This window comes from Sphingobium yanoikuyae (genome assembly GCF_034424525.1).
Taxonomy (GTDB): Bacteria; Pseudomonadota; Alphaproteobacteria; order Sphingomonadales; family Sphingomonadaceae; genus Sphingobium; species Sphingobium yanoikuyae.
In genome coordinates, this window is sequence record NZ_CP139979.1 from 4,033,723 (window position 1) to 4,060,000 (window position 26,278).

Below are 26,278 nucleotides of genomic sequence, written 5' to 3' on the forward strand. Positions count from 1 at the left end.
ACAGAAAAAATCCCCGCGGGTGCAGCCGCGGGGATCAAGGGAGGATGGGATTTTTTCTTGGGGAGGGAGAGGGTCAGAAGGTGACGCGAACGCCGCCAAGCACCTGGATGTCGTCCTGTTCCAGATTGCCGACCAGCGTTTCGCGACCATAATAGGTATGGGTCTTGCTGCGGGTCAGGTTGCTGCCTTCCAGCGACAGGGTGACATTCTTGGTGACGTCCAGGTTGATCGAGGCGTCGAGCCAGCCATAGGCCTTGCGATAGACCGGCAGGCCGGTGACGACATTGTTGGTGAACAGGCCGGTCAGGAACTTGTCGCGCCAGTTATAGGCCAGGCGCGCCGACAGCGGCCCCTTTTCATAGATGGCGCTGACGTTGAAGCTGTGCTTCGACAGGTCGGTCAGCGGCGTGCTGAGCCCCGCGATCGACGTGCCGGTCGAGCTGTCGACGAAGGTATAGTTGGCCTGGACGCCAAAGCCGCTGAGCAGGCCGGGCAGGAAGTCGAAGAAGGTCTGGCCGCCGACTTCGACGCCCTTGATCTTGCCCTGATTGCTGTTGGTCGGCGCCGAAATGCTATATTCGATGCCGTCGATGTTGCGCAGGACCGTGCCGGTCAGGATGAAATTCTGCACATTGCGATAGAAGCCGGCGAGATAGAGCGAGCCGGTCGGCGAGAAATAATATTCGAGGCTGGCGTCGAGTTGATCGGCCTTGAGCGGACGCAGGTCGGGATTGCCCGAAGAACCGGTATTCTGGGCCGGCACCAGCGTCAGCGTCGGCGCGAGCTGGCCGAAACCGGGGCGGGTCAGAACCTGCGAGGCGGACAGGCGCAACTGCAGTTCGTCGCTCAGCTTGAAGCGGATGTTCGCGCTGGGCAGGACGCTCATATAATTGCTGTCCATGTCGATCGGCGTCGGCACGGTCTGGCCGGCATCGAGCCGGTTGCCCGTCACATTGAGGCCGGTGCGGATCACGCGGACACCGATATTGCCGTCGACCGGCACGCTGCCGAGATCGAAGCCATATTTCGCCATCGCATAGCCAGCCAGCGTGGTTTCATCGATGCTGTAGATGCCCGGCGCGCTGACGCCCACCTGGGCGGTGATGCCCAATTGCTGGCGAATGGCGTTGAAGCTGTCCATCGAGCGCAGGGCATCGGGATCGGCGACCAGGAAATCCTGGTTGATGTTGCCCGAACCGCTGAACATGCTGTTGAGCGGATTGGCCATGAACAGGTCGGCATAGGGGGCGGCATTAAGGCGTGCGGCGGCCGTGCCCGGCGTCTGGAAGAAGCGGACCGGGGTAAAGTCCATGCCCCGCTTGGCCCAGCGCAGGCCGAAGTTCAGCGATTTGAGGATCGGGCTTTCGATGTCGAAGGACGCGTCGCCCTTGATCGCCCACATGTCACCCTTGAAATAGTTCTCGTTCCGCGTCATCGCGCCGATCGTGTAACTGGCGATATTGTTGAGATCGATGCCACTGAGCAGCATGCTCGGCACGGAACCGCTGACGGTCTGCTGCGCCAGCGGCGCGACGCCGGTCAGGTCGAGTTCGGAATAATAGAGCGTGTTCTTCGACGTCGAATAGCTGGCGTCGAGATTGAAACGAGCCTTGTCCGTTTCATATGTCACGCCACCGGAATATTGGAAATTCTCGTCATAGGTGTCGCGCGCCACGCCGAAGGTGCTGAACGAGACATTATTATAGGAGATGGATTCGACGTCCTTGGTGCCGTCGAACAGCGTCGCGCTGCCCGGCACGGCCGTGCGGCCATTGGTCGGGATGTTGAGGCCGAACTGGGTCTGGATCGAGCGGAAATCCTGATAGCTGACCTGGCCATAGAATTCGAGTTCGGGGGTCGGCTTCCACTGCACGATGCCGTCGACACCGATGCGGCGGCGATTGCCCTTGATCGCGGGCTGGTAGGAACCGTTGGGCGTGTTGACCGTCTGGCCGGCGATGATGTCGCTGCGGCCATTGGGCGCGCCAACATTGATGATGTCCGTGGCGAAGGCGCGTTCCTGATAGGCGGCGCTGACCAGGATGCCGAATTCGCCGGCGTCCGTATCCCAGCTGTTGCTGACCAGCACCGAGGCCATCGGCTTCACGTCATCGGCGAGATCCGAATAGCGGCCACGCGCACTGGCGCTGAAGGTGAAGCCCTTCTTGTCGAGCGGCTTGCGGGTGCGCAGGTCGATGACGCCGCCGATCCCGCCTTCGATCAGGTCGGCCGAGGGGGTCTTGTAGACGTCGATGCCCGACAGGAGTTCGGACGGCACATCCTGAAGGTTGAAGGAGCGGCCGCCGCCGGCGGTGAAGACTTCCCGGCCGTTCATAGTGGTCAGCACCTGCGACAGGCCGCGGATGGCGACGCCACCCCCTTCGCCGCGATCACGGCTGACCTGGATGCCAGACACACGCTGCAGCGCTTCGGCGACGTTGATGTCGGGCAGCTTGCCAATGTCTTCGGCGACGATCGAATCGACGATCTTGTCGGAGTTGCGCTTGATATTCTGGGCCGACTGAAGGCTGGCGCGAATGCCGGTGACGACGATGTCCGCCACTTCATCCTGGGCCGGGGCGCTTGTCTGGGCCTGCGCGGCGGGAATGAAGCCGATGATGCCGCAGGCAGCGGCACCCGTAAGAATATATGATGCGAAACGCATAACCCTCTCCTGAACGATGTTATTTGCCCATAGTTATATAATATTATTATATGAGTTCAAGCTAATTTGTTGGACTAATGCAGACGGCAGCGCGTCAGCGAGAAATCGTTATAATCCATGATGTTGTTGCCGGTGTGCCGATCGGAATCTCCCATCCATCCTCCAGCATACGGGCGGAAATGGCCGGACCATTGGGTTTGCCGGCCCCGTCGAGCGGAGTCGCCGACACCGCCAGGGCACCGTCCAGATCCTTGAGCATCACCCATCCGGTCACCGGCTCGATCCAGGTCGGCGCAGTACCCCAGACATCCAGCATCGACCGGCGCGCGTTCCAGACCTGTCCGCTATTGCCCGACTTGGCGGTGGCGGTCAGCAGCAGCCGGTCGGACCCCCGCAGCGGCTTGCCATCGAGCGCCGACGCGGTGATCGCGACAAAGCCATTGCCGATATCGGCGGACAAATGGGTGGTGCCACGTTTGGCATCGCGAATGAAGCCGACCAGTCCCTGGGTACGGGGCGTGTCGATGCCGATCGTGCCGCCCTGTGGCGCCACGCGCCAATCCAGCTCGCCGGTATCCGAGCGGATCGTGTCGGATGGCGCGATCGGTGGCGCTGCGACTGGCGCACAGTCAAGGCAGCGCACCCGTGATCCGTGGATCAGCGGCAAGACCTTGGGGAAGCCCGGCGTGAAATAGGGCTGCTCGGCCCGCGGCATGCGCGCGGCCTCGTCAATCTGCGCGGTCGAATAGCTGCGCTCCACCACTGCTTGGGCGGGCGCGACATCGCCGCGCAGGAACAGCATGGCACCGACCGGCAATTGGGCGATCTTCACCGGATCCTGTGTGATGTCGAAATGATCGCCGATCACCGGCGTCGCCTTGCCCAGCAACTTTGCCTCGAAGGTGTAGAAGAAGATGCCGTCCCAATCCTGCAGCGCCGCATAGGCGGCCAGGGTCGGGATCATTTCCGCGCCATATTCCGATGGATAGGGATGATTGACCTCGCTGACGGTGAAGGCCTTGCCACGCATCGCCGTGCGAGCGAGCTTGACCGGAATCGACAGGTCAGGCCGGTTCACCATCGGATCGTTGCGATGGCCGTAGATGGCGGGGTGCTGCCAATAGACGTGCGAGTCCATCACGTCGAACTTGGCGGAGGAACGCATCATCGGCTGGCCGGCGATGAAATAGGTGTGGTCCGCGGTCGGCATGATGACCGATTTGACGCCCACCTCCTCGCGCAGGAAACGTGCCATGTCCTGCTGGAAATCCACCTCCACGCTCGTCAGGAATTCGATCTCGGCACGGTAGCGCAGGTCGGGCGCATCGCGGAAATCGCCACGCCGCAGGAAGGGAATGGCCGCCCCCTGCGCCACGCCGGCGGTCACGCGCAACTGCGCCAGCTGTTCGGGCGTGCGATGTGCGGCCAGCCAGCCATTATAGCGGTCGGTCAGCAGCCGGGCATAATGGGGCGTCAGGTCAAGTTGCAGATTGGCACCACCAGGCACCCGTTCGCCCCGCAGCCAGTTGCGCTGCCAGAATTCCAGCAGCGAATTCTCGTTGACGATCTCGACAATGGCCACCGCCGGATCGTCGGCATAGCGCAGGCCGGTATAGGGGTTGCGCAGCCCCAGCAGCATGCGCGCATATTCCTTCTGCAGCGCGATCAGTTCCGGACCGAAATAGGTCACCCCCTTGGCGACGCCGATCAGGTCATGATCCGGCACGCCATCGCCCGATCGCCAGGTCCGGCCGACATTCAGGTTGAAATCGACATAGATGCCGCGCTGCTTGAACTGGGCGAAGAGATAATGAAGCCGATCGACCTGTTCCGGGTCGAAATGGCGGCTATCCTCATAGCGGCTGTCGATCAGGCCCGAGGGCGTATGGGTGATCGGCGGCACGTCGCCCTTGCCGCCATTGCCGTCGATCACCTTCTGCTCGCGGCGCATGTCGAGAAAGTGCAGCCGCACGCAATTGACGCCCAGCCGGGCGAGCGACTCGGCATAGATTTCCGCTTCCCGGTGCGGCGGCAGCAGTGCTGATCCCATTTCCCAGCCGGTGATGTTGACGCCCCAGCATTTGAAGCGCTGGCCGTCGGCAAACCGGAAATGCCCGTCCCGGACCGACAGGAAGCCATGTTTGCCGGCAGGTCCGTCGAGCAGGAAGCGCATGTCGATCAACGAGTCCGCCCGCCCCGGATGATCGATGACAAAGGGCGTGGGAACCGGCCCGGTGCCGGCGGTTTCGCCCGATGCCCAGGCGCCTCCGCCGCCCAGCAAGGAAGCCAGGATGGCGGCGGCAAAATAATTGCTTTTCATGGCCCCTCTTTTCTTTTCGATTATTAGTCATATGATATTACCTAGATGAAACAGGTCAAGATATGTCGTGAAGAGCAGCGAAGCGTGCCGGTGGCTGCCCGGGAAAACAGGCGGGGAGAGGCGATGAAGGGGGAGGATCTGGCATCCTTGCTGGCGCATTTGCGACATGCCGTCGGCGATCGCCACGTCCTCACGCATGACCGCCAGACCCGCCGCTTCCGTTTCGGATATCGCTTCGGTTCGGGGCCGGTCGCAGCCGTGGTCCGGCCCGGATCGCTGGTCGAGCAGTGGCGCTGCCTGCAGGCCTGCGTCGATGCCGGAACCGCGATCATCATGCAGGCGGCTAATACCGGCCTGACCGGCGGATCGACGCCCCATGGCGCGGACTATGATCGCCCTGTCGTCATCATCAGCACGACCCGGATCAAGGGTATCCATCTGGTCGATGGTGGCAGGCAGGTCATATGCCTGCCCGGCGCCACCCTGCACGAACTGGAACGACGGCTGCGCCCGCTGGGCCGCGAGCCGCATTCGGTGATCGGTTCATCCTGCCTGGGGGCGAGCGTCATGGGCGGCGTCTGCAACAATAGTGGCGGATCGCTGGTGCGGCGCGGGCCGGCCTATACCGAACTGGCGCTCTATGCCCGGATCGAGGCGGATGGCACGCTGGCACTGGTCAACCATCTGGGCATCGACCTGGGCGAGGCGGTGGAGACATTGCTCGACCGGCTCGATCGCGGCGCTTTTACCGACGCGGACCTGATCGCGGACCAGGGCCGCTGCGGATCGGATCATGACTATGCCAGCCATGTGCGCAACATCGAAGCCGACACCCCTGCCCGCTTCAATGCCGACCCGCGCAAGTTGCACGAAGCGTCCGGCAGCGCGGGCAAGCTGGCCCTGTTCGCGGTACGGCTGGACAGTTTCCCCCAGGAAGACGCATCGGGCGTCTTCTACATCGGCACCAATGACCCCGGCCTGCTGACCGACCTGCGCCGGGACATGCTGCGCGATTTTCCCGGCCTGCCGATCGCCGCGGAATATGTCCATCGCACCGCGTTCGACATCGCCGCCCGCTATGGCAAGGACATGTTCCTGGCGGTGCGCCTGCTCGGCACGGATCGACTGCCCGCGCTGTTCGCGTTCAAGGCGCGGGTCGATGGCTGGCTGGACAGCCTAGGACTTGGCCGCCACCATCTCGCGGACCGGCTGCTCAACCAGTTTGCCCGCTGCTTTCCGCAACATCTGCCCCGGCGCATGCGCAGCTATCGCGACCGATACGAGCATCATCTGATGATCCGCATGGCCGCTGCCGACATGGATGCGATGCGGGCCTATCTGGAACGCAGCATCGACGGGCGCGACGGCGCCTATTTCGAATGTTCAGCCGACGAGGCGGACCGGGCCTTCCAGCATCGCTTCGCGGTCGCCGGCGCGGCCGTGCGCTATCGCGCGGTCCATCATCGGGCGGTGGAGGATATTGTCGCGCTCGACATCGCCCTCCCCCGCAACAGCCTTGTCTGGACCGAGACATTGCCGGCCGAGATCGAGGCGGAGGCCATCGCCAAACTCTATTACGGCCATTTCTTCTGCCATGTCTTCCACCAGGATTATGTGGTGCGCAAGGGAACGGACATCGAGCAGTTCGAGCAGCGCGTCCTGCGCCAACTGGATGCCCGCGGCGCCGAATATCCGGCCGAACATAATGTCGGCCATCTCTATCCGGCAAAACCGGCGCTGGCGAACTTCTATCGCGGGCTCGATCCATCCAACCGAATGAATCCGGGTATAGGACAAATGCCGATGCAGTCCCATTATGGTAACGGACCCAAAGTTTGAGGCCCGCGATCTGGTTTCGGACGCGCGGATAGCCTAACAAGCGGAAGGATCGTATCGGGGGATTTACGGTCAGTTGAAGGACAGCATTTGGCAAAACAGCAGACATCCGGCTTCGAAGCCTATCTGAAACCGACCTCGTCCACCCATGATCAGGTCGCAAAGGTGCTGGGGGCCGAAATATTGGCCGGCACCTATCCGCCGGGCACAAAATTGCCGTCCGAGCAGGAGATTATCGAGCGGTTCGGCATTTCCCGCACCGTGCTGCGCGAAGTGTTCAAGACATTGACTGCCAAGGGCATGATCGTGTCGAAGACGCGGGTCGGCACCAGCGTGCGCGAGCAGCATTACTGGAATTTCTTCGATGCCGAAGTGCTGGCCTGGCGGGTCAGCCTGGGCATGGACAGCGATTTCCGGCGGGGTATCGCCGAAGCCCGCGTCGCGGTGGAATCGCGCGCTGCCGAACTGGCCGCCCATCGCGCGTCGGCCGAGGATATCGCGCTGCTGCGTGAGGCGGTCGCCGGCATGCGTGCGGCAGTGGGATCGCGCCAGAAATTCGCCGAGGCGGACCTCGCCTTTCACCAGGCGGTAGGCGCAGCGTCCGGCAATTTCCTGCTCAACGCCTTTTCCACGGTCACCGAAGTCGCGCTCGTCGCGTCCTTCCTGATGCTGCCGCTGGAAGAGGATGACATGCACGAAGAGACCGTGCTGCGCCACGAACGGGTCGTCGACGCGATCGAGGCGGGCGCGGCCGAGGAGGCGAGCCGACTGATGGGCGAGATCATCGATTTCGGCGCCATCAAGGTGTCGCGCAGCCTGTCGCGCGCGCAGGAGGAATGATCCGAAGGCGGCCGGCGCATCTGACACGCCGACCGCCTCCATCCGATCAGACCTTGACCAATCGCACCGCCAGCCAGGGCTTGCCGGGCAGCGTGACCGTCGGTCGCGCCGGATCATGGAAATCATAATCACCGTGCCGCTGCATGCGAAACAGGCCATCGACCGGTGAGATCGTCATGTTCCAGGTGTCGATGATGTCGAGCCGGTAGGCGTTCATCGGCTGCCCCTTGCGTCCCGGCAGCACCACCGGCCATTGCGTCGGCTGCTCGCTCCCGAAATAATGGAGATAATATTCGAACTCCTTGCCGGCGATCGAATAATTCCACCAGGTCTGGATCGGCTCGATCCCCGGTGCCGGCCCCTCCTCCATGATCCGGCGCAGGAAGGCCAGGCGCGGCGGGCTGGTGCCGGCCAGCCGGCCGCCCTGCCCCAGCCAGCTATGATCGGCGTTACGCTCCGGGTCGATGGTCTCGCTATGGCCGACATAGGTGCCGCCCATCAGCCCCCACCAGAAACGCTCGACCATCTGCTCGCCGGTCAGATTGCCCCAGCGCAGCTTGGAATTGCCCTCATAACAGACCTCGTCGAAGACCACCGGCTTCAGTCCGAAGCTGCGATGCAGCTGGGCCCGCACATCGTCCAGCACCGCCGCGCCATTCTGGATACTGCTGTGCGTGATCCAGGGTTTGCGATTGTCGTAATAGGTGGTGATCTGATGGATCGAGCGCAGCCGGTCATGCGGATCTTCGGCCTGCAGCATTTGCAGCAGATGGTCCCAGTCGGCCATCGTCTTGCTCTTCACATCATCATATTCATTGGCCATCGACCACCAGAGGTTGCGATAGGCACCGAAGCGGGCGATGATATAGCGCAGATAGCGTTCGTCGTCCGCACGGGCCATGTCGCTATAGCCGCGCTTCTCGTCATAGGGATGGAACAGGATGACATCCGCCTCGATGCCGAGATCGCCCAGCTTGCGGATGCGATCCTCGAAACGGCGGAAATAGGCGGGATCGATCCGGGCGGGATCCCAGTCCCGTGGCCCTGGACCGGTGCGCACGAAGGGATTGGTCGCCACCGACTCCACATTGGGAAAGACCAGCATCCGCATCTTGTTGAAGGGCGCGGTCTTCAGCGTCGCCAGCGTCTGCGCGCATTTGGCCTCGCTCTGCAGCGCCCAGCTATAGCAGGTCGTGCCGATCTGACGGAATGGGGTGCCATCGGCATAGGCGAAGTGATAGCCGGCCGCGACCCGCACCGGGCCATGATTGCCAGCAGACGGCGCGGTACATTCGAAACTGCCGCTTTTGCCCGACATGGTCGCCGCGCTGGACTCGCTGGTCCATTGCCAGCGTCCCGTTTCGGGTGGGCTGAACCGCACGCGATAGACGCCGTCACCATCATAGAAGCCGGGCACGCGGATCGTCCGGCCATCTGACGAGAAACGGACCGACAGGGCCACGTCGTCAAAGGGATTGCCGGTACGCGGGCCGTCAAAGGCGAGTTCCAGAACGCCCCAGCGCTCGACCTGTCCCGGCTGCGCCACCGCGGCCGATGCAGACCGTGCCAGCACCGCAGCCCCCGCTCCCATCGATCCCGCCAGCATCATGCGTCGCGAAACAGCCATCGCCTTTTCCCCTCTCCAGATTGCGTCATAATTTCGGTCAGGAGCCAATTCCGGGCTGGCCCCCATAATAATATTATTATATTAGCATTGATGCCACATAAGAAGCGGACCGACAAGGCCGCGCACTGGGGAGGAGAGCATGTCCGTGACGACCGCCATCGACACTTATTCCGCCGATCGCGGCGAACAGGCCGACGACTGGAAGAACAGCATATTGGCGGGGCTGGCCAATTATATCGATGCCGGATCGATCGTCGCGGGGTCCGCCGCGCTGGCGCTGTGGGTGGAAACCTATCGGTTGAGCAACGATCTGGTCGGGATGATCGGCGCCTTTGGCCCGAATGCCATTTCGGCCGGTGTCGGCGCGTTCATCGGGGGGCGACTGTGTGACCTGTTCGGGCGCAAGAAGATCTACCAATATGACATGCTCTTCTACGCCTTTGGCATGTTGTGGCTGATCTTTGCGGTCAATGCCTGGATGATCGTGCTGGGCTTCTTCCTGGTCGGCCTGGCGGTGGGTGCCGACATTCCGGCATCCTGGTCGCTGATCGCGGAAATGGCGCCCAAGGGCGCGCGCGGCAAGCATAGCGGGGTCGCCCAGGTGCTCTGGTATCTCGGCCCGGTCGTGGTGCTGCTGATGTTCCTGGCGCTGACGCCGCTGGGCCTGCTGGGCGCACGAATCGTCTTTGCCCATCTGGCGATCCTGGCGGTGGCACTGACCTTCCTGCGATCAAAGATGCAGGAATCGCAGCGCTGGCTGGACGCCCAGGCCAGCGAGAGCGCCCGTGCCCAGCCGCGGGTTGGGCTACGCGACCTGTTCACCCGCCAGCATATCCGGTCCATGGCGTTCCTGGCCGGCATGTATGTCTTCTGGAACCTGTGGGCGGGCACCAACGGCTTCTTCTTCCCCTATATTCTGCGCACGGTCGGCGACCAGAGCCAGGCCATGTCGGTCGCGATCCAGGCCGGCAGCTTCCTGATCGGCATGCTGTCGATCTGGCTGATCTTCATGCGCTGGTCCGACCGGGTGAACCAGCGCATGATGTTCCTGGTGTCGGCCATCATCCAGGTAATCGGCATGTCGCTGCTGGCGCTGTTCCCGCTGACCCTGACGGTCGCGATCATCCATGTGGTGCTGATGGCGGTGGGCCAGGGCTTTGGCGCGCAATGCTTCTTCCAGCTGTGGAGTTCGGAGATGTTTCCGACCCTGCTGCGCAGCACGGCGCAGGGCGTGATGTTCGCGATCGTGCGCATCCTGCTGGGGATATGGAGCTTCTTCGTGCCGGTACTGACCTCCACCGGCTTTACCACTCTGGCCTGGACCCTGACCGCATTCCTGCTGATCAGCGGCATCATCGGCTTCTGGGGTGCGCCGCGCAACGAAGGCAAGTCGCTGGAGGAACTGGAAGCGGGGCTGGCATGAGGCGCGCCCGGCGGCAGCGCCTGTGCATTTCGGCGATCGGCGCGGCGCTGGCGCTGACGGCGATCCCGGCGCTGGCGCAGGACAGGCTGCCGCCACTGCGCATCACGGCCAATGGTCGCTATCTGGAAGCGGGCGGCAAGCCCTTCTTCTGGCTGGGCGACACCGGCTGGCTGCTGCTGGGCAAGCTGGATCGCACCCAGACAGAGCATTATTTCGCGACCCGCGCCGCGCAGGGGTTCACCGTCATCCAGGTGATGATCCTGCACCGCCCGGACATGGCCAGCCCGATTGCCGGACAGGCCCTGATCGACGGCGATGTGGCGCGCCCACGCATCACGCCGGGCAACGACCCGACCCGGCCCGACGAATATGATTATTGGGATCATCTCGACTGGGTGGTCGATCGCGCTGCCGCCCATGGCCTCTATCTGGCCCTGGTCCCCGCCTGGGGCAGCTTTGCCGAGATGCGCAAGCTCACCGTCGACAATGCTCCGGTCTATGGTCGCTTCCTGGCCGAGCGTTACCGGGGCAGGTCCAACATCGTCTGGCTGAATGGCGGCGATACCCATGGCGACATGGCGACCGTCACCTGGCAGGCGCTGGGCCGCACCATCAAGGCGATCGACCCCGGCCATCTGATGACCTTCCACCCGTTCGGACGTACCGATTCGTCCTGGACCTTCCACGATGCAGACTGGCTCGACTTCAACATGTTCCAGTCGGGCCACCAGAGCTATGCGCAGGACAGCACCCCCTGCGCGCGGGGCGAGGATAATTGGCGCTATGTCGCCGACGACTGGGCACGCAGCCCCGCCAAGCCGAGCATCGATGGCGAACCCAGCTACGAGAATATCCCGCACGGACTGGATCAGGCGCGCGAACCGATCTGGCAGGCCGCCGATGTGCGCCGCTATGCCTGGTGGTCCGTGTTCGCCGGGGCATTCGGCCACAGCTATGGCGAGAACAGCGTGATGCAATTCCATGTGCCCGGCCAGAAATCGGCCTATTGGGCGCATATCCCCTGGCAGGATGCGCTGCATGCTGCCGGCGCGGAACAGATGCGCCATCTCAAGGCGCTGATGCTCTCGCGCCCCGATGAGGACCGCGCGCCAGACCAGCAGCTTATCGTCGACAATGGCGAACGCTACGAGCGCGTCGCCGCCACCCGCGGCGCCAGCTATGCGATGGCCTATAGCTATACCGGCCGGCCCTTTCGCGTGCGAATGGGCCGGATCGCGGGCAAGCGGGTGCGTGCCGCCTGGTTCGATCCGCGCACCGGTGCCAGCCTGCTGATCGGCCACTTCGCCAATCGCGGCATCCGCCGCTTCGTCCCGCCGGGCCAGCCAAAAGCCGGCAATGACTGGGCACTGCTGCTCGACAGCAGCGACTGACGAAAAAGGGCGGCGCCAGCGGCACCGCCCTCCCCGCCCCTTTCGGACCGATCAGAGCTTGACGCGCACGCCGGTGTAGAAGCGCCGGCCCAGCACGTCATAGGTGCCGTTGACATTGCCCGGCAGGCCACCCCAGACCGGCGGACGCTTCACATCGAACATGTTCTTGGCACCCATGAAGAATTCGAAGTTCGCGATCGATGTGAAGCGGATCTGCATGTCGGTGTAGATTTTCGACTTGATGCGGAAATATTTGGAGTCCGGCACCGACCCGTCCGCCAGGCGATAGAGGGTCTGGAAATTCTCATAATCCAGCACCTGCGGCCCCATATATTCATTGTTGATGGTGATGCCGAAATCATCATTGGCCCAGTTGATGCCGAGATTGACGGAATCGCGCGGTGTCCCGAGTTCACCCATCGTATTGTCATAGGGATCGCCGGTCAGCGCCCGGAAGCCATTTTTGAGCAGATGGGTCCAGGCGCCCGACAGGCTGGCGGTGCCACCGAACAGTTGATGGCTGTAATTGAGCGTGAAATCGAGCCCGCGCGAGAAGGAACCGCCGCTGTTGATGAGGCCGCGTACCACCTGTTCCACCGAACCGATGCTGTAGGCGCCGGACGCCTCCGTGCGTCGGGTGACGAACTGGCAGAAATCGGCCAGCCCCTCGCGATAGCATTTGTTGAGCACGGTCGCCGCCGGAACGCGGCTGATCGCATCCTCCAGCCTGATATCGAAATAATCGGCGGTGAAGGTCAGGTTGCGCAGCGCCGGGATCGACCGGGGATTGATGACCACGCCCAGGGTGAGCGTCTTGCCCGTTTCTTCCCGGATGTCGGGATTGGCAGCGGTGATGCCGCCGACGCCCGACAGGTCCGCCTGGGTCAGGGTGAAAGAACCATTTTGCTGGATATTGGCCAGGATGCCCGGTACCGCCCGGCAATTGTCGGCGATCGCGCCCTGGGTCGACAGGGTGATGCCCTGGCAGGGATCGGTGATGGTCACGATGCCCGCCGCCTGCGCCGCGAACAATTCGCCGATATTGGGTGCGCGCACCGCATGGGCATAGACCGCACGGAAGCGGATATCCTCGACCGGCGCCCATTCGACGCCGGCATTCCATGCGTAGAAGGTACCGACCGTCGAATAATCCGACATGCGGGCCGCGCCACGCAGCGTCAGGCTCTGGAAGAAGGGCGTGTCGGACAGGATCGGCACGACCAGTTCGCCATAGGCTTCCTTGACGTCGAAGCTGCCGGCTGTGTCGGTCAGCTGGACATAGCCGTTACGCGCCGCATTGGTCAGCGGGTCGAAGATGTCGCGGCTTTCCTCCTTGCGATATTCCGCGCCGACCGCGATCTGGACCGGCCCGCCGGGCAGGTTGAACAATGTTCCGGTGAGGTTGGCGGCGGCGACATGCATGCTCTGCTTGCTGTTCCGCTGCATCGATACTTCGAGATAGTCGACCATCTCCTGGGTCAGCTTGCCAGCGCCATAGACGTTGATCGGCACGCAGCCCCGCGCCCGTGCGTCGGCATTGGCGCACACCGCATCGGTGGTGCTGCCGTCGCGATCGAAGTCGTAGACGTCGGTAATGACCTGCAAGCCCTCGGCCAGATTGTAGAGATTGGCGAGGCCGGACATCGACTGATTCTGTTTCGTGAAGCCATATTGATAATAGGCGTCGAACTTCCAGCTGCTGCCCAGGTCCACGGTGGTGCCCAGCACCGCGCGGAAATTGTCGCGCTCGGTCGGGATGGTGCGGGTGCCGGGGGCAAAGGCGGTGGTGCGCAGCAGGAAGCTGAGATCCTTGAGGCCATCGCCGGTCCGATCGGTCGCCGCGTCGAGCACGGCCTGCGGCACGAAGGGATTGTTGACCAGCACGGTCGCGCCGTTGCCGCCGGGCACCAGCACGCGCGACTGGATCGGATAGAAGCCGTTGGTGCCGGTGAAGGCGCCCAGCGCGCTGTCGGTCCGCATCGGCGACGCTTCCATCCGCCCCTTGGTCACGACGTTGGAATAGGTGACTTCGGTGAAGACATTGACGCTGTCATTGACATCGAAATTGACACGTCCGGCAAAGGTTATGCGTTCCGATGGCGAGGCCAGCAGCCCCCATTCGGCACGGTTCCAGCCATCGGTCGCCGCATTATAGGCGCGGAACGTGCCGTCGGGCTGGATCACGCGATTGGTCTGCGACCCGATCACGAAGATGCCGCCGGGGCCGACATTGGACGGGTTGTAGAAAGGGGTGAAGATATTCTGCGCAGCGGTCAGATTGGCGTCGCTGTTGCCCGCCACCCGCTGAATCGTGCCCAGGCTGGTATAGTCGCGCGCCGAGAAGCTGCGCGAACGGGCATCCACCGCCCCTTCCTTCACATAACCGCCATAGATCATGAAATTGCCACGGCCGTCGGCGAAATTATGGCCGAAGGTGCCGTTGACGACCATCTGCCGGTCGTCGCCCCGTTCCGAAATGCCGGCCTGGGCATTGAGCAGGACGCCCTCGAACTTCTTCTTGTAGATGAAGTTGACGACCCCCGCGACCGCGTCCGAGCCATAGACGGCGGAGGCGCCGCCCGTCAGCACATCGACCCGCTCGACGAAAGGCGTCGGGATCATCGACAGGTCGACCTGCGCCGTGCCCGGCACCCCGGCCACCGACCGGCGGCCATCGATCAGGACGAGGGTGCGATCCGGTCCCAGATTGCGCAGATTGACCGTCGAGAGGCCAGGATTGGTGGTGTTCGCGGTGGTGGTGCGGCTGAGACCGGGCAGACCGATCGCAGGATTTTGCTGCAGGGCATCCTGGATGTTGACGATGCCGTTATTTTCCAGCGTTTCCGATGTCAGCACCTGAAGCGGACTGGGCGACGTCAATGCCGGCGAGGCGATGCGGCTGCCGGTGACGATGATGTCGGCGGTGGAGGTGCCATCCTCCTGCGCTGCCGCCGGTGCGGCCAGCATCGCGACGACAGCCGAACCGCCAAGCCACGTCAGGCGCAAGCTGCGGGCGCGCAGATGGCAGGAACCGTGAATCTTCATGGTCAAACCCCTCCTATATGATGACGAACCGCTGACTTTTGTCGTGGCGGCTATTCCGATCCGGCGGCGCAGCTCGTCAGCCTGCCTCCACCACGGCCCCGACGGGCCCGTCCTTGACGACCTCTAATTCCATGGGCCGGCCGGTTGCGCCGGCCACCGCCGTGCGCCACCCCGCCTTGATCCGCTGCCGGTCCTCGACCGGCATGGCGGGCATGATCCGATCCGGTGCCCGGCCAGGGCCGGCTTCCACCGTCAGGCCCATCGCCTCGGCCGCCAGCCGTGCGACGCCCAGGGCGCTCGCTTCCGCCACATGCGGCCGCAGGATCAGCCGCCCGGTCAGGTCCGACAGAAGCTGCATCAGCAGGTCGTTGCGGGTCGCGCCGCCATCGACCGATATCTGCGGCACCGGCGCACCCAGATCCGCCTCCATCGCGGCGACGACATCGGCGATCTGCAAGGCGATCGCCTCCAGCGTGGCGCGCGCGATATGGCCCGGCCGGGTGCCGAGCGACAGGCCCGACAGGCTCCCGCGTGCCTCGCTGCACCAATGGGGCGCGCCGAGACCGACCAGCGCCGGCACGAACACCACGCCGCCATTGTCGGCCACGCCGCGCGCCAGTTCGGTCAGCGCAGCTTCGTCGGCCAGCCCGAGAAGTTGGGCGATGAAAGCGGCCGCCTGGCCCGATATCGAGATATTGCCCTCCAGCGCATGCTGGGCCACGCCCTGACGATGCCAGGCGATGGTGCTCGACAGGCCATGGGTGGAGCGGACGCGATGCGGCGTGGCGCTCATCACCGAACTGCCGGTGCCGATCGTCACCTTGGTGGCGCCGGGTCGGCTGCCGCCATGGTAGAAGAGGGCGGCATGGCTGTCGCCCATGACCGCCCGGATCGGCGTGCCGGCCGGCAGTGCCGTTACATCGGGCGCGACCGTGCCGAACAGGCTGTCGGAGCCGCGGACCTGGGGCAGCAGCCCGATCGGCACGTCGAACAATCCGGCCAGCACCGGATCCCATTGCAGCGTGTCGAGATTGAGCAACTGGGTACGCGACGCATTGCCATGGTCGGTGGCGTGGACCTGGCCATCGGTCAGTTTCCACAACAGCCAACTGTCGACGGTGCCGCAGCGCAATTCGCCCCGTGCCGCACGGGCGCGCCCATCGGGCACATTGTCGAGCAGCCAGCCGATCTTCGCCGCCGGGAACAGAGGGTCGATGTCGAGGCCGCTGCGCGCGATGATCTCCGCCTCATGCCCGGCGTCGCGCAGCGCCGCGCAGCGCTGTTCGGACCGGCGGCATTGCCACAGCACCGCCGGGGCCAGCGCTTCCCCGCTCCGCGCGTCCCAGAGCAGGATGGTTTCCCGCTGGTTCGACAGGGCCAATGCGCGGATCTCCGCTTCGGGCGCGGCGGCCACCAGATCGGCGATCAGCGCCCTTACCGCGTCCCAGATGGCGGTGGCCGACTGTTCGGCCCAGCCCGGACGCGGATGCGCCACCTGCATCGCCTGCGACCGGGCGCAGACAATCTCTCCGGCAGGGCTGACGAGCAGCGCCTTGGTATTGGTCGTGCCCTGATCGATCGCCAGGATGACCGGGCCGCGCATCAGCGGGCCTTCACCGCAAGCAGGTCGCGGGCGGCGGCAGCGATCCCCTGCGCGTTCAGCCCGAAGCGATCCATCAGCCAGGCGGCCGAGCCGGTCGGCAGGAAGCCGGGGAAGCCCAGCATCCGCATCGGCACCGGACTGTGGGTAGCGCAATATTCCGCCACCGCCCCGCCCAGTCCGCCATGGGCCAGCCCCTCCTCAGCGGTCACGATCGCACCGGTGGTGGCTGCCTGCGCCAGCATCGCCGTGTCGATCGGCGATACCGTCGCCATGTTGATGACGCGCGCGGAAATACCCTCCGCCTCCAGCAGGTGGGCCGCATCCAGCGCGCGATGCACCAGCGTGCCATTGGCGATGATCGCGACATCCTGCCCGGCGCGCAGCTGTTCCGCCTGACCGATGCGGAATGCATCATGGTCGCGATCCAGTTCGGGCACCGGCATGCGGCTGATGCGGACATAGACCGGGCCGTCATGGGCGGCGGCCGCCCTGATCGCCTGCGCCGTTTCCCAGGGGTCGGCCGGCACGATCACCGTCAGCCGGTCGATTGCGCGCAGCCAGGCGACATCCTCGATACTATGATGGGTCGCGCCCAGTTCGCCATAGGCGACGCCGCTGGAAATGCCGCACAGCTTCACATTGGCCTGGCTATAGGCGCAATCCGCCTTGATCTGCTCCAGCGCGCGGGCGCTCAAAAAGCAGGAGGCGCCGCTGACGAACGGGATCTTGCCGCCATTGGCCAAGCCCGCGCCGACGCCGACCATATTCTGCTCGGCGATGCCGACATTGACCAGTCGGTCCGGGAAGCGATCACGAAACTTGCCGAGTTTGGACGAGCCGACCGAGTCATTGACGACGGCCACGATGCGATCATCCTCGACCGCCAGTTCCTCGACCGCGCGGACATAGGCATCACGGCAGTCGAACAGACCCGAAGGCGCAGCGGCGGCGCTCATGCGACCAGCTCCGCGTCCAGTTCGGCCAGCGCCTGGGCATATTGCGCCGCATTGGGCACGCCATGATGCCAGCCCGCCTGATCTTCCATGAAACTGACGCCCTTCCCCTTGCGCGTGTTGGCGATGATGCAGAGCGGCCGGCTGCGCGGCAGGCACGCCGCATCGAGCCGTTGCAGCAGCGCCACCGGATCATGCCCGTTCACCTCCGCCACATCCCAGCCAAAGGCGCGCCACTTGTCGGCCAGCGGCTCCAGCGCGTTAGTGTCCTCCGTGCGCGCGCCCTGCTGCAGCCGGTTGCGATCGACGATCACCGTCAGCTGGCCCAGCCCGCGATGCCCGGCCAGCATCGCCGCTTCCCACATCGACCCTTCCTGCAGTTCGCCATCGCCGGTGAGCACGAAGACGCGATAGTCCGCCTGGTCGATCTGCGCCGCGATCGCGATGCCGACCGCGACCGGCAGGCCGTGCCCCAGCGGACCGGTATTGGTTTCGACGCCGGGCAGATAGGTGCGGTTGGGATGGCCATTCAGCCGGGATTCGGGCCGGAGATAGGTATCGAGTTCGGCCTCCGGAAAGAAGCCGGCGCCGGCGAGCGCACTGTAGAGCGCGCCGGTGCAATGGCCCTTGCTCATCACGAAGCGATCCCGCCCAGGGGCCTGGGGCTGGGCCGGATCGAAACGAAGAATATCGAAATAGAGCGTCGCCAGAATATCGGTGGCCGAAAGGTCGCCGCCCGGATGGCCCTGCCCCGCCTCGACAATCATGGCCAGCAGTCGGCGGCGCATCCAGTTTGCGCGCTCGCGGACATGGTCGGCGCGCACGGACAGAGCCTCTTCGGCCGAAACATCAGAATCGCGAACAGGCGGCATGGTCATCTGGCAAAACTCTCCCTGGCGGCTGGAGCTAATCCAGCAGGAAAAAATACGCAAGAGATAAACTTTCGTTTTCTTTCGTTTAGAAAATCATATCGAAAAATTGACAAGGAAAGCGAAGCACGCCTAGAAAGTGGCCCAACGCCGTTCGGAACGGCTTTTGCGGAGAGTCCTGCCATGCCCGATCAGCCTGCATCCCGGAGCGCCACGCGTTGAAGGATAGCGTGCAGACCCGGTTGCTGGGCGAAAGCCGGCGCCTCAAGATATTGGAATGGCTTCAGGAGGAAGGCAGCGCTCGCGTGCGCGTACTGGCCGAGGCCTTTGGCGTGTCCGAAGTCACCGTGCGGCAGGATCTGGAGAAGCTGGAGGCCGAAGGACATATCGAGCGCGAACATGGCGGCGCCTTCCTCAAGTCCGTGCCGCAGCAGGTGCGATCGATGGCACTGCAGCATCAGAGCCATCTCGATGCGAAGGAGCGGATCGGCCGGGCCGCCGCCGCGCTGGTCGGCAATGGCGAAACCATCATCCTGGACAGCGGATCGACGACGACCGCCGTCGCCACCCATCTGCTGGGCCGGCGCGACCTGACGGTCATCACCAATGCGCTCAACATCGCGCTGATGCTGGGGGCAGAACCCGGTTTCGAAGTCCATATGACCGGCGGCCATTTCAAGGCCCCCACCCTGTCGCTGTCGGGCGAACGATCGGCCGACTATTTCAAGGGCCTCTATGTCCAGCGCCTGTTCCTGGCGACGGCCGCGCTCGATATCGACAATGGCCTGACCTATCCGGCCCTTTCCGACATCGCGGTCAAGCGCGCGATGATCGGCGCGGCCGAACAGGTCTGCCTGGTCGCCGACAGCAGCAAGATCGGCCAGCGCTCCTTCTCTGCCCTGGGCGGACTGGAACTGGTCCATGTGCTGATCACCGACGAGGGCATTCGCGACGAGGATCGCAAGGCCATCGAGGCGATCGGCGTCGCCGTCATTACCGCCTGACCGCAACAGCGGCAGGCACACGCACGTCGTCGCGTGCGCAAACCAACCCATTCCACCGGAGAGGATGTTCATGGCCAAGCAGAAATATGGTGCCGGTATCTGGCACTTCGCCACCTATGTCGACCGCTATGCCACCGATGGCTATGGCCCGGCCCGTTCGCTGATCGAGATGATCGACCTGGCCGGCCAGGTGGAGGATCTGTCGGTCGTCGACATCAACTATCCCTTTGTCGACCCCAGCCTGTCGCTCGACACGGTCGAGGCAGCGCTCAAGCGGAACAACCTGTCCGTCATCGGCATCACCCCGGAAATCTATACAAGGCAATTTGCCCGCGGCGCCTTTACCAACCCCGATCCGGGCATCCGTCGTCTGGCCAACGAAATGGTCAATGACGCGGCCAATGTCGTGCGCCGGTTCGGTGCCGACTATGTGAAACTGTGGCCCGGCCAGGATGGCTGGGATTATCCCTTCCAGGTCGACCACCGCCAATTGTGGCAGATGAGCATGGATGGCGTCGGCGAACTGGCGAGCCAGAATCCGGACCTCAAATTCGTCATCGAATATAAGCCGCGCGAACCCCGCAACCATATGAGCTATGACAGCGTGGCGCGCACCCTGCTGGGAATCGAGAAGATCGGCCTGCCCAATATCGGCATACTGCTCGACTTCGGCCATTCGCTCTATGGCGGCGAATCCCCGGCCGACGCGGCACAGCTCGCGATCGACCATGGCCGGTTGTTCGGCATGGACGTGAACGACAATCTGCGCGGCTGGGACGACGACATGATCGCCGGATCGGTCCATCCGATCGAGCTGTTCGAATTTTTCTACACGCTGCGCAAGAACAAGTGGGACGGCGTCTGGCAGCTCGACCAGTTCCCGTTCCGCGAGGACAGCGTGCAGGCGGCCAATGCCGCGATCAGCTTCCTAAAGGTGATCGAACGGGCACTCGACAAGCTCGATTTCGCGGCGATGCAGGATGCGCAGGATCGCCAGGATGCCGTCGCGGCGATGAAGCTGGCCCGCGACGCCCTGTTCACCTCCTACTGAGTTCGGGAGCAGAGTCCGATCCGACGGCATCGGCTCGGACTCTGCTCCATATTCCTGATTTGACGCGCTTTCCGTTCAGGCGGGAAAGCGCTCCAGCTGCGGAAAGACACGGCATGACCGCCCCCGATACCCGCCTTCGCATCCTTGACCTGCGCGCCGACTATCTGGTCGAACCGCTGGGGCTGGAGACGCGCCATCCCCGCCTGTCCTGGCGCCTGGAGAGCGATCGACGGGGGGTGATGCAGCGCAGCTATCGCATTCGCGCCACCGCCGACCGGGACGGCGCACACCTGCTGTGGGACAGCGGCCCGGTCGACAGCGACGCCTGTTTCGACATCCCCTATGGCGGCCCGCCGCTGCAGTCGATGCAGCGCATCTGGTGGGATGTCGCGATTGTCGACAATCAGGGTGAACAGGCCCAATCCGCGCAGAGCTGGTTCGAGGGCGGGCTGCTGGCGCCGGAGGACTGGCACGCGGACTGGATCGAGGCCGAGGATGAGGGCGCCGCGGCCGATCGCGCGGCCGGGCTGCAATGGATATGGAGCGCCGATCCGCTTGATCCCCGCCCCCACGGCTTCCGGCTCGATTTCGACGCGCCCGCCGACCTGGTCGATGCCGAGATACTGGTCGCGGCGAAGGACAATCTGCTGGGCGTCTGGCTGAATGGCGAGCCGGCCAGCCTGCCGGACCTCATCTACTGGGGCAGCCTGCTGCCCGCGCGCGGACAGGTGCGCCCCGGACGCAACAGCCTGTGCCTGCTGGCGACGGCCGATACCAGCGGCTTCTTCCCGGTGGATGGCGGTGCGATGGCGGCCCTGATCCGCCTGCATCGCCGCAATGGCGACATCGAACGGCTAGTGAGCGGCAACACCTGGCGGGTGCAGAGCGACCCGACCGAGGGCTGGACCCTGCCCGGCTTTGATGCCCGCAACTGGGATGCGGCCCAACCGTCGGGATCGCGCTCGCAGGGCGACCCCCGCCCCAAGGAGCCGGGCATCTGCCTGCGCACCCTGTTCACGCCCCGCTCGCCGGTGGTGGCCGCCCGCCTTTATGCAACGGCGCTCGGCACCTATGAGGCGCGTATCAACGGCCAGCGCGTGTCCGACCATCTGCTCGCGCCCGAAATCAGCGTCGCGAAGAGCCATATCCTCTACCAGACCCATGATGTGACCGCGCTGCTGCGCGACGGCGCCAATGCCCTGGCCTTCACGGTGGCGGACGGCTTCTACGCCGGCGCCTTTGGCTGGCGCATGGAACGCTATGGCTTTGGCCCCGCGCCGCGCCGGCTGCGCGCCCAGCTGCGCATCGACTATGCCGATGGCACGCAGCAATGGGTCATCACCGGCCGCGACTGGCGGATCGGTGGCAGCCCGGTCGTCTATTCCGACATCTATGGCGGCGAATGCCATGATGCACGGCTGGAGCAGTCCGGCTGGGACAGCCCCGATTTCGACGACAGCGCCTGGCGCACGGTGCGGATCGGGGATGCGCCGCCAGCGCAATTGATCGCCCAGACATCGCCGCCGTTGCGCGCCACGCGCCGCCTGCGCCCGCTCGCCATGACCGAGCCGGCGCCGGGCCGCTTCCTGTTCGACTTCGGCCAGAATATGCCGGGTTGGGTGGCGCTGCGCGCCCAGGGGCCGGCGGGCCAGCAGATCAGCCTGCGCTTTGCCGAATTGCTGAACCCCGATGGCACCGCCGACCAGTCCAATCTGCGCCGCGCCGCATGCACCGACCATGTGATCCTGCGCGGCGATCCCGCCGGCGAGCATTTCGAACCCCGCTTCACCTATCATGGCTTCCGCTATGTCGAGGTGGAGGGATATCCCGGCAGGCCGACGCTCGATGATATCGAGGCCGTCGTCGTCCATAGCGATTGCCGTGAAACCGGCGAAATGCAGCTGGCCTCCCCCCTGCTCCAGCAGATCTGGGACAATGCCCTATGGAGCCAGCGTTCCAATTTCTTCGGCGTACCGACCGACTGTCCCCAGCGCGACGAGCGCATGGGATGGATGGGCGACATCCAGGTTTTCCTGGACGCCGCCGCCTTCAACATGGAGGTCGATCCCTTCATTCGCCGCTTCCTGCTGGAGGCGCGCGCCGCGCAGCGCCCCGATGGCGCCTATCCGATCGTCGTGCCGCAGCCGCTATCCTTCCCCGACGTCGTGACCGCCGGCTGGAGCGAGGCCGGCATCATCCTGCCCCATGGGCTGTGGCGCCGTTATGGCGACACCGCCGTGATCGACGAGAATTGGGCCGCGATGGAACAATGGATGGCGTTCGTCGCGCGCAACAATCCCGACCATATCTGGCGCCATGATCGCGGGCTGGACCTGGGCGACTGGCTGTCGGTCGATGCGATCCAGCCCGATGACGAGACCACGCCCCGCATCCTGTGCGCCACCGCCTATTGGGCCTATAGCGCCCAATTGATGGCAGAGATGGCACAGGCGTCTGGCCGCGCCGCCGACGCCGCCCGCTACAAAGCGTTGCGCGCGGCGATCGGCGCCGCCTTTGCAGCCGAATTGCTGGACGGTGCAGGCAAGGCCGGCAATGGCAGCCAGTGCAGCCAGGTGCTGGCGCTGCACATGGGGCTGGTGCCGGCGGAGCAGCAGGCGCAGGCGGCACAGATCCTGGCCCAGGATATTCGCGCGCGCGGCATGACCCTGTCCACCGGCTTCCTCGGTACGCCCTATCTGCTCGACGTGCTCGCCGATGCGGGCGCACGGGACGAGGTGATCGGCCTGCTGCTGCAGACCCGCTATCCCTCCTGGGGCTATATGCCCAGTGTCGGCGCCACCACCGTCTGGGAAAGATGGAATGGCGATGTCGGCGACCTGTCGATGAACAGCTATAATCATTATGCTTTCGGCGCGGTCGTCGGCTTCTTCTATCGCAGGCTGGCCGCGATTGCCCCCGCCGCACCGGGCTTCCGCCGCATCGCCGTGCACCCGATCTGGTTTCCCGAAGCCGGGCGCGTGACCGCCCGCCATGATGCGGTCACCGGAACGATCACGACAGAGGTGGATGGCGATGCCGGCGGCCTGTCGCGCCTGACACTGAGCGTGCCTGCCAATTGCACGGCGCGGATCAGCCTGCCGGCCGGAATCTGGCGTGAAGGCGACCGGGCAGTCGAGGAGCATCCCGATATCCCCGTCCATGCCACGACACCAGAAGGTGTGACGATCGAGGTGGGTTCAGGCCGATATCATTTCATCAGGGACAGGCCCATGGCCTGAACAGGAGGGGGCAGTGAGAACGACGACGGATCGGAAGACGTTGCGGCACCGGTCATAGCGGATGGGGACGCGCCGCCAGTCTTTGGGGCGACCGAACCTGATCTCGAGGCGGCTGGGATTCCTATTATATCTACGCGTGCCGTATTTGACGGGCTTATCGCGGGATTTCCGACCCGGACAGGGTACAATCCCTTTTTCCTGCACCGCATTGCGAAACCAGTCGGCGTCATAGCCCCGATCGCCAGTTGCGATTGGGCTTTGGCGCTGGTCTGGTAGGGCGCGGGCACAAAAAAGCCGCCTTGGGGCTGTCCGAGGCGGCGTGTGTATGTGCTGTGTGTGATTTGGTTGCGGGAGTAGGATTTGAACCTACGACCTTCAGGTTATGAGCCTGACGAGCTACCGGGCTGCTCCATCCCGCGACACTGGGCGATTTGGGTGCCCTGACACGCAAAAAGGGCGGCTTTGTCGGCCGCCCTGTTTTGTAACATTGTGATGGGTTTTTGATCCGTTGCTATGCGCGTGCTTCAATGCCTGGCGACGCCCTACTCTTCCAGTGCTTGAGCAATAGTACCATCGGCGCAGACTGGTTTCACGGCCGAGTTCGGGATGGGATCGGGTGGGTCACAGACGCTATGGTCACCAAGCAATGAAGCAGGCGCATAACTGCGGGTTTTTAATCGATACCGTGCACAATTCACTTTCACTTGGGAAAGTGAACAACAAGAGCTTTGGAGTTTGTATGTTCGTATATCTGGGCTGGCTTAACGACCACATCGTGGACAGTTCCCAGAACTGTCGTTGATGGTGGGACTCTTAAGCGCGAACAGAGCAATTAGGACTGGTTAGCTCCATGCGTTACCGCACTTCCACATCCAGCCTATCAACGTCGTGGTCTACGACGGCTCGATGAAATCTTATCTTGAGGGAGGCTTCCCGCTTAGATGCTTTCAGCGGTTATCCCGTCCATACATAGCTACCCTGCTGCGCCACTGGCGTGACGACAGGTACACCAGAGGTATGTTCAACCCGGTCCTCTCGTACTAGGGTCAACTCCTCTCAAATTTCGACGCCCACGGCAGATAGGGACCAAACTGTCTCGCGACGTTCTGAACCCAGCTCACGTACCACTTTAATTGGCGAACAGCCAAACCCTTGGGACCTGCTCCAGCCCCAGGATGTGATGAGCCGACATCGAGGTGCCAAACGATTCCGTCGATATGAGCTCTTGGGAATCATCAGCCTGTTATCCCCGGCGTACCTTTTATCCGTTGAGCGATGGCCCTTCCACGAGGGACCACCGGATCACTATGACCGACTTTCGTCTCTGCTCGACTTGTCAGTCTCGCAGTCAGGCGGGCTTATGCCATTGCACTCTAACAGACGGTTTCCAACCGTCCTGAGCCCACCATCGCGCGCCTCCGTTACTCTTTAGGAGGCGACCGCCCCAGTCAAACTACCCGCCACAGAGGGTCCCTGCACCGGATAACGGTGCGAGGTTAGACATCAGAAAACAACAGGGTGGTATTTCACCTATGGCTCCACATCAACTGGCGTCAATGCTTCAAAGCCTCCCACCTATGCTACACAGTTCTTTCCTAATGCCACTCTGAAGCTGCAGTAAAGGTGCACGGGGTCTTTCCGTCTAACCGCGGGTACTCCGCATCTTCACGGAGAATTCAATTTCGCTGAGCATATCCTGGAGACAGTGGGGAAGTCGTTACGCCATTCGTGCAGGTCGGAACTTACCCGACAAGGAATTTCGCTACCTTAGGACCGTTATAGTTACGGCCGCCGTTTACCTGGGCTTCAATTCAGAGCTTGCACTCCTCCTCTTAACCTTCAGGCACCGGGCAGGCGTCAGGCCCTATACGTCGTCTTGAAGCCGACTTAGCAGAGCCCTGTGTTTTTGCTAAACAGTCGCTACCCCCTGGCCTGTGCCCCCCATCAAAAGTTGCCTTGAGATGGGGCCTCCTTCTTCCGAAGGTACGGAGGCAATTTGCCGAGTTCCTTCAGGATACTTCTCTCAAACGCCTTGGTATACTCTACCATTCCACCTGTGTCGGTTTAGGGTACGGTCTATACGGTGGGGCTATTTCCTGGGACCCCTTCACTGCCCGGAGCAATCCAATAAGCCCGAACAATTTACGGCATCCGTCACACACCACCAGGCCCACGAATATTAACGTGGTTCCCATCGACTACCCCCTTCGGGCTCGTCTTAGGGGCCGGCTTACCCTGCTCAGATTAGCTTTAAGCAGGAACCCTTGGAATTTCGGCGAGAGGGCATCTCACCCTCTTAATCGCTACTCATGTCTGCATTCGCACTTCCGATACCTCCACGGTCGGTTACCCTTCCGCTTCAACGGCCTACGGAACGCTCCGCTACCGCTCAGTCATAAGACTGAACCCTAA

14 protein-coding genes, 1 tRNA gene, 2 rRNA genes and 1 pseudogene (1 of these 18 cut by a window edge) are annotated in these 26,278 nt (G+C 63.5%); 7 read left to right on the top strand and 11 right to left on the bottom strand.

Translation table 11 applies throughout. The features are described 5' to 3' along the window. Positions 1 to 73: 73 nt before the first annotated feature. Both U0025_RS18655 and U0025_RS18660 read right to left on the bottom strand, forming a co-directional pair. The gene (locus tag U0025_RS18655) at positions 74 to 2,665 is read right to left on the bottom strand and encodes a TonB-dependent receptor (protein ID WP_004208999.1); all 2,592 of its coding nucleotides are present in this window, start codon (positions 2,663 to 2,665) and stop codon (positions 74 to 76) included. A gap of 94 nt (positions 2,666 to 2,759) precedes the next feature. Beyond that, a complete protein-coding gene (locus U0025_RS18660) occupies positions 2,760 to 4,985 on the bottom strand; it encodes a hypothetical protein (RefSeq protein WP_004209000.1) in 2,226 nt (741 codons plus the stop codon). A gap of 123 nt (positions 4,986 to 5,108) precedes the next feature. Here U0025_RS18660 and dld point away from each other — a divergent pair, with 123 nt between their 5' ends. Further along, the gene (gene dld / locus U0025_RS18665; protein ID WP_004209001.1) at positions 5,109 to 6,824 is read left to right on the top strand and encodes a D-lactate dehydrogenase; all 1,716 of its coding nucleotides are present in this window, start codon (positions 5,109 to 5,111) and stop codon (positions 6,822 to 6,824) included. A gap of 87 nt (positions 6,825 to 6,911) precedes the next feature. Next, on the top strand, positions 6,912 to 7,661 hold the full coding sequence (locus tag U0025_RS18670; protein WP_004209003.1) for a FadR/GntR family transcriptional regulator: 750 nt from the start codon (positions 6,912 to 6,914) through the stop codon (positions 7,659 to 7,661). A gap of 46 nt (positions 7,662 to 7,707) precedes the next feature. On the opposite strand, the gene U0025_RS18675 is transcribed toward U0025_RS18670, so the two are convergent. After that, positions 7,708 to 9,288 (bottom strand): DUF5060 domain-containing protein, encoded by a 1,581-nt coding sequence (locus U0025_RS18675; RefSeq protein ID WP_004209004.1) that lies wholly within the window; start codon positions 9,286 to 9,288, stop codon positions 7,708 to 7,710. 139 nt (positions 9,289 to 9,427) lie between these two features. Between U0025_RS18675 and U0025_RS18680 the strand changes: the two genes are divergently transcribed. Continuing rightward, entirely contained in the window at positions 9,428 to 10,711 is a 1,284-nt protein-coding gene (locus U0025_RS18680; protein ID WP_004209005.1) for an MFS transporter, read from the top strand. Then, entirely contained in the window at positions 10,708 to 12,102 is a 1,395-nt protein-coding gene (locus U0025_RS18685; RefSeq protein WP_004209006.1) for a glycoside hydrolase family 140 protein, read from the top strand. The genes U0025_RS18680 and U0025_RS18685 overlap by 4 nt, the downstream gene beginning before the upstream one ends. 51 nt (positions 12,103 to 12,153) lie before the next feature. Here U0025_RS18685 and U0025_RS18690 read toward each other — a convergent pair whose 3' ends face one another. The 4 genes from U0025_RS18690 to U0025_RS18705 form a co-directional block, all read right to left on the bottom strand. Further along, positions 12,154 to 15,147 (bottom strand): TonB-dependent receptor plug domain-containing protein, encoded by a 2,994-nt coding sequence (locus U0025_RS18690; protein ID WP_004209007.1) that lies wholly within the window; start codon positions 15,145 to 15,147, stop codon positions 12,154 to 12,156. Positions 15,148 to 15,223: 76 nt separating this feature from the next. Next, a complete protein-coding gene (locus U0025_RS18695; protein ID WP_004209008.1) occupies positions 15,224 to 16,750 on the bottom strand; it encodes an FGGY family carbohydrate kinase in 1,527 nt (508 codons plus the stop codon). After that, positions 16,750 to 17,706 carry a transketolase family protein gene (locus U0025_RS18700; RefSeq protein ID WP_004209009.1) on the bottom strand — a complete coding sequence of 319 codons (957 nt, stop codon included), beginning with the start codon at positions 17,704 to 17,706 and terminating at the stop codon, positions 16,750 to 16,752. The genes U0025_RS18695 and U0025_RS18700 overlap by 1 nt, the downstream gene beginning before the upstream one ends. After that, entirely contained in the window at positions 17,703 to 18,581 is an 879-nt protein-coding gene (locus U0025_RS18705) for a transketolase (protein WP_217653198.1), read from the bottom strand. The genes U0025_RS18700 and U0025_RS18705 overlap by 4 nt, the downstream gene beginning before the upstream one ends. Positions 18,582 to 18,802: 221 nt before the next feature. Between U0025_RS18705 and U0025_RS18710 the strand changes: the two genes are divergently transcribed. The 3 genes from U0025_RS18710 (at position 18,803) to U0025_RS18720 (ending at position 23,866) form a co-directional block, all read left to right on the top strand. Beyond that, on the top strand, positions 18,803 to 19,576 hold the full coding sequence (locus U0025_RS18710; RefSeq protein WP_201039029.1) for a DeoR/GlpR family DNA-binding transcription regulator: 774 nt from the start codon (positions 18,803 to 18,805) through the stop codon (positions 19,574 to 19,576). A 70-nt stretch (positions 19,577 to 19,646) separates the two neighbouring features. Then, positions 19,647 to 20,627: a sugar phosphate isomerase/epimerase family protein gene (locus U0025_RS18715; RefSeq protein ID WP_004209012.1), complete on the top strand. Its 981-nt coding sequence runs from the start codon at positions 19,647 to 19,649 to the stop codon at positions 20,625 to 20,627. A gap of 113 nt (positions 20,628 to 20,740) precedes the next feature. After that, positions 20,741 to 23,866, top strand: coding sequence for an alpha-L-rhamnosidase (locus tag U0025_RS18720; RefSeq protein ID WP_004209013.1), 3,126 nt, complete (start codon positions 20,741 to 20,743; stop codon positions 23,864 to 23,866). Here the strand turns inward: U0025_RS18720 and U0025_RS18725 are convergent. From U0025_RS18725 to U0025_RS18740, 4 genes and pseudogenes are all read right to left on the bottom strand, one after another. Continuing rightward, positions 23,825 to 24,106: pseudogene (locus U0025_RS18725) on the bottom strand (transposase); the annotation flags it as partial. The gene U0025_RS18720 and the pseudogene U0025_RS18725 overlap by 42 nt on opposite strands. A 102-nt stretch (positions 24,107 to 24,208) precedes the next feature. Then, positions 24,209 to 24,285 (bottom strand) — tRNA-Met (locus U0025_RS18730). 110 nt (positions 24,286 to 24,395) lie between these two features. Further along, positions 24,396 to 24,510, bottom strand: a 5S ribosomal RNA gene (gene rrf / locus U0025_RS18735). 169 nt (positions 24,511 to 24,679) lie between these two features. Further along, positions 24,680 to 26,278 (bottom strand): 23S ribosomal RNA (locus U0025_RS18740); it runs 1,194 nt beyond the window's last position.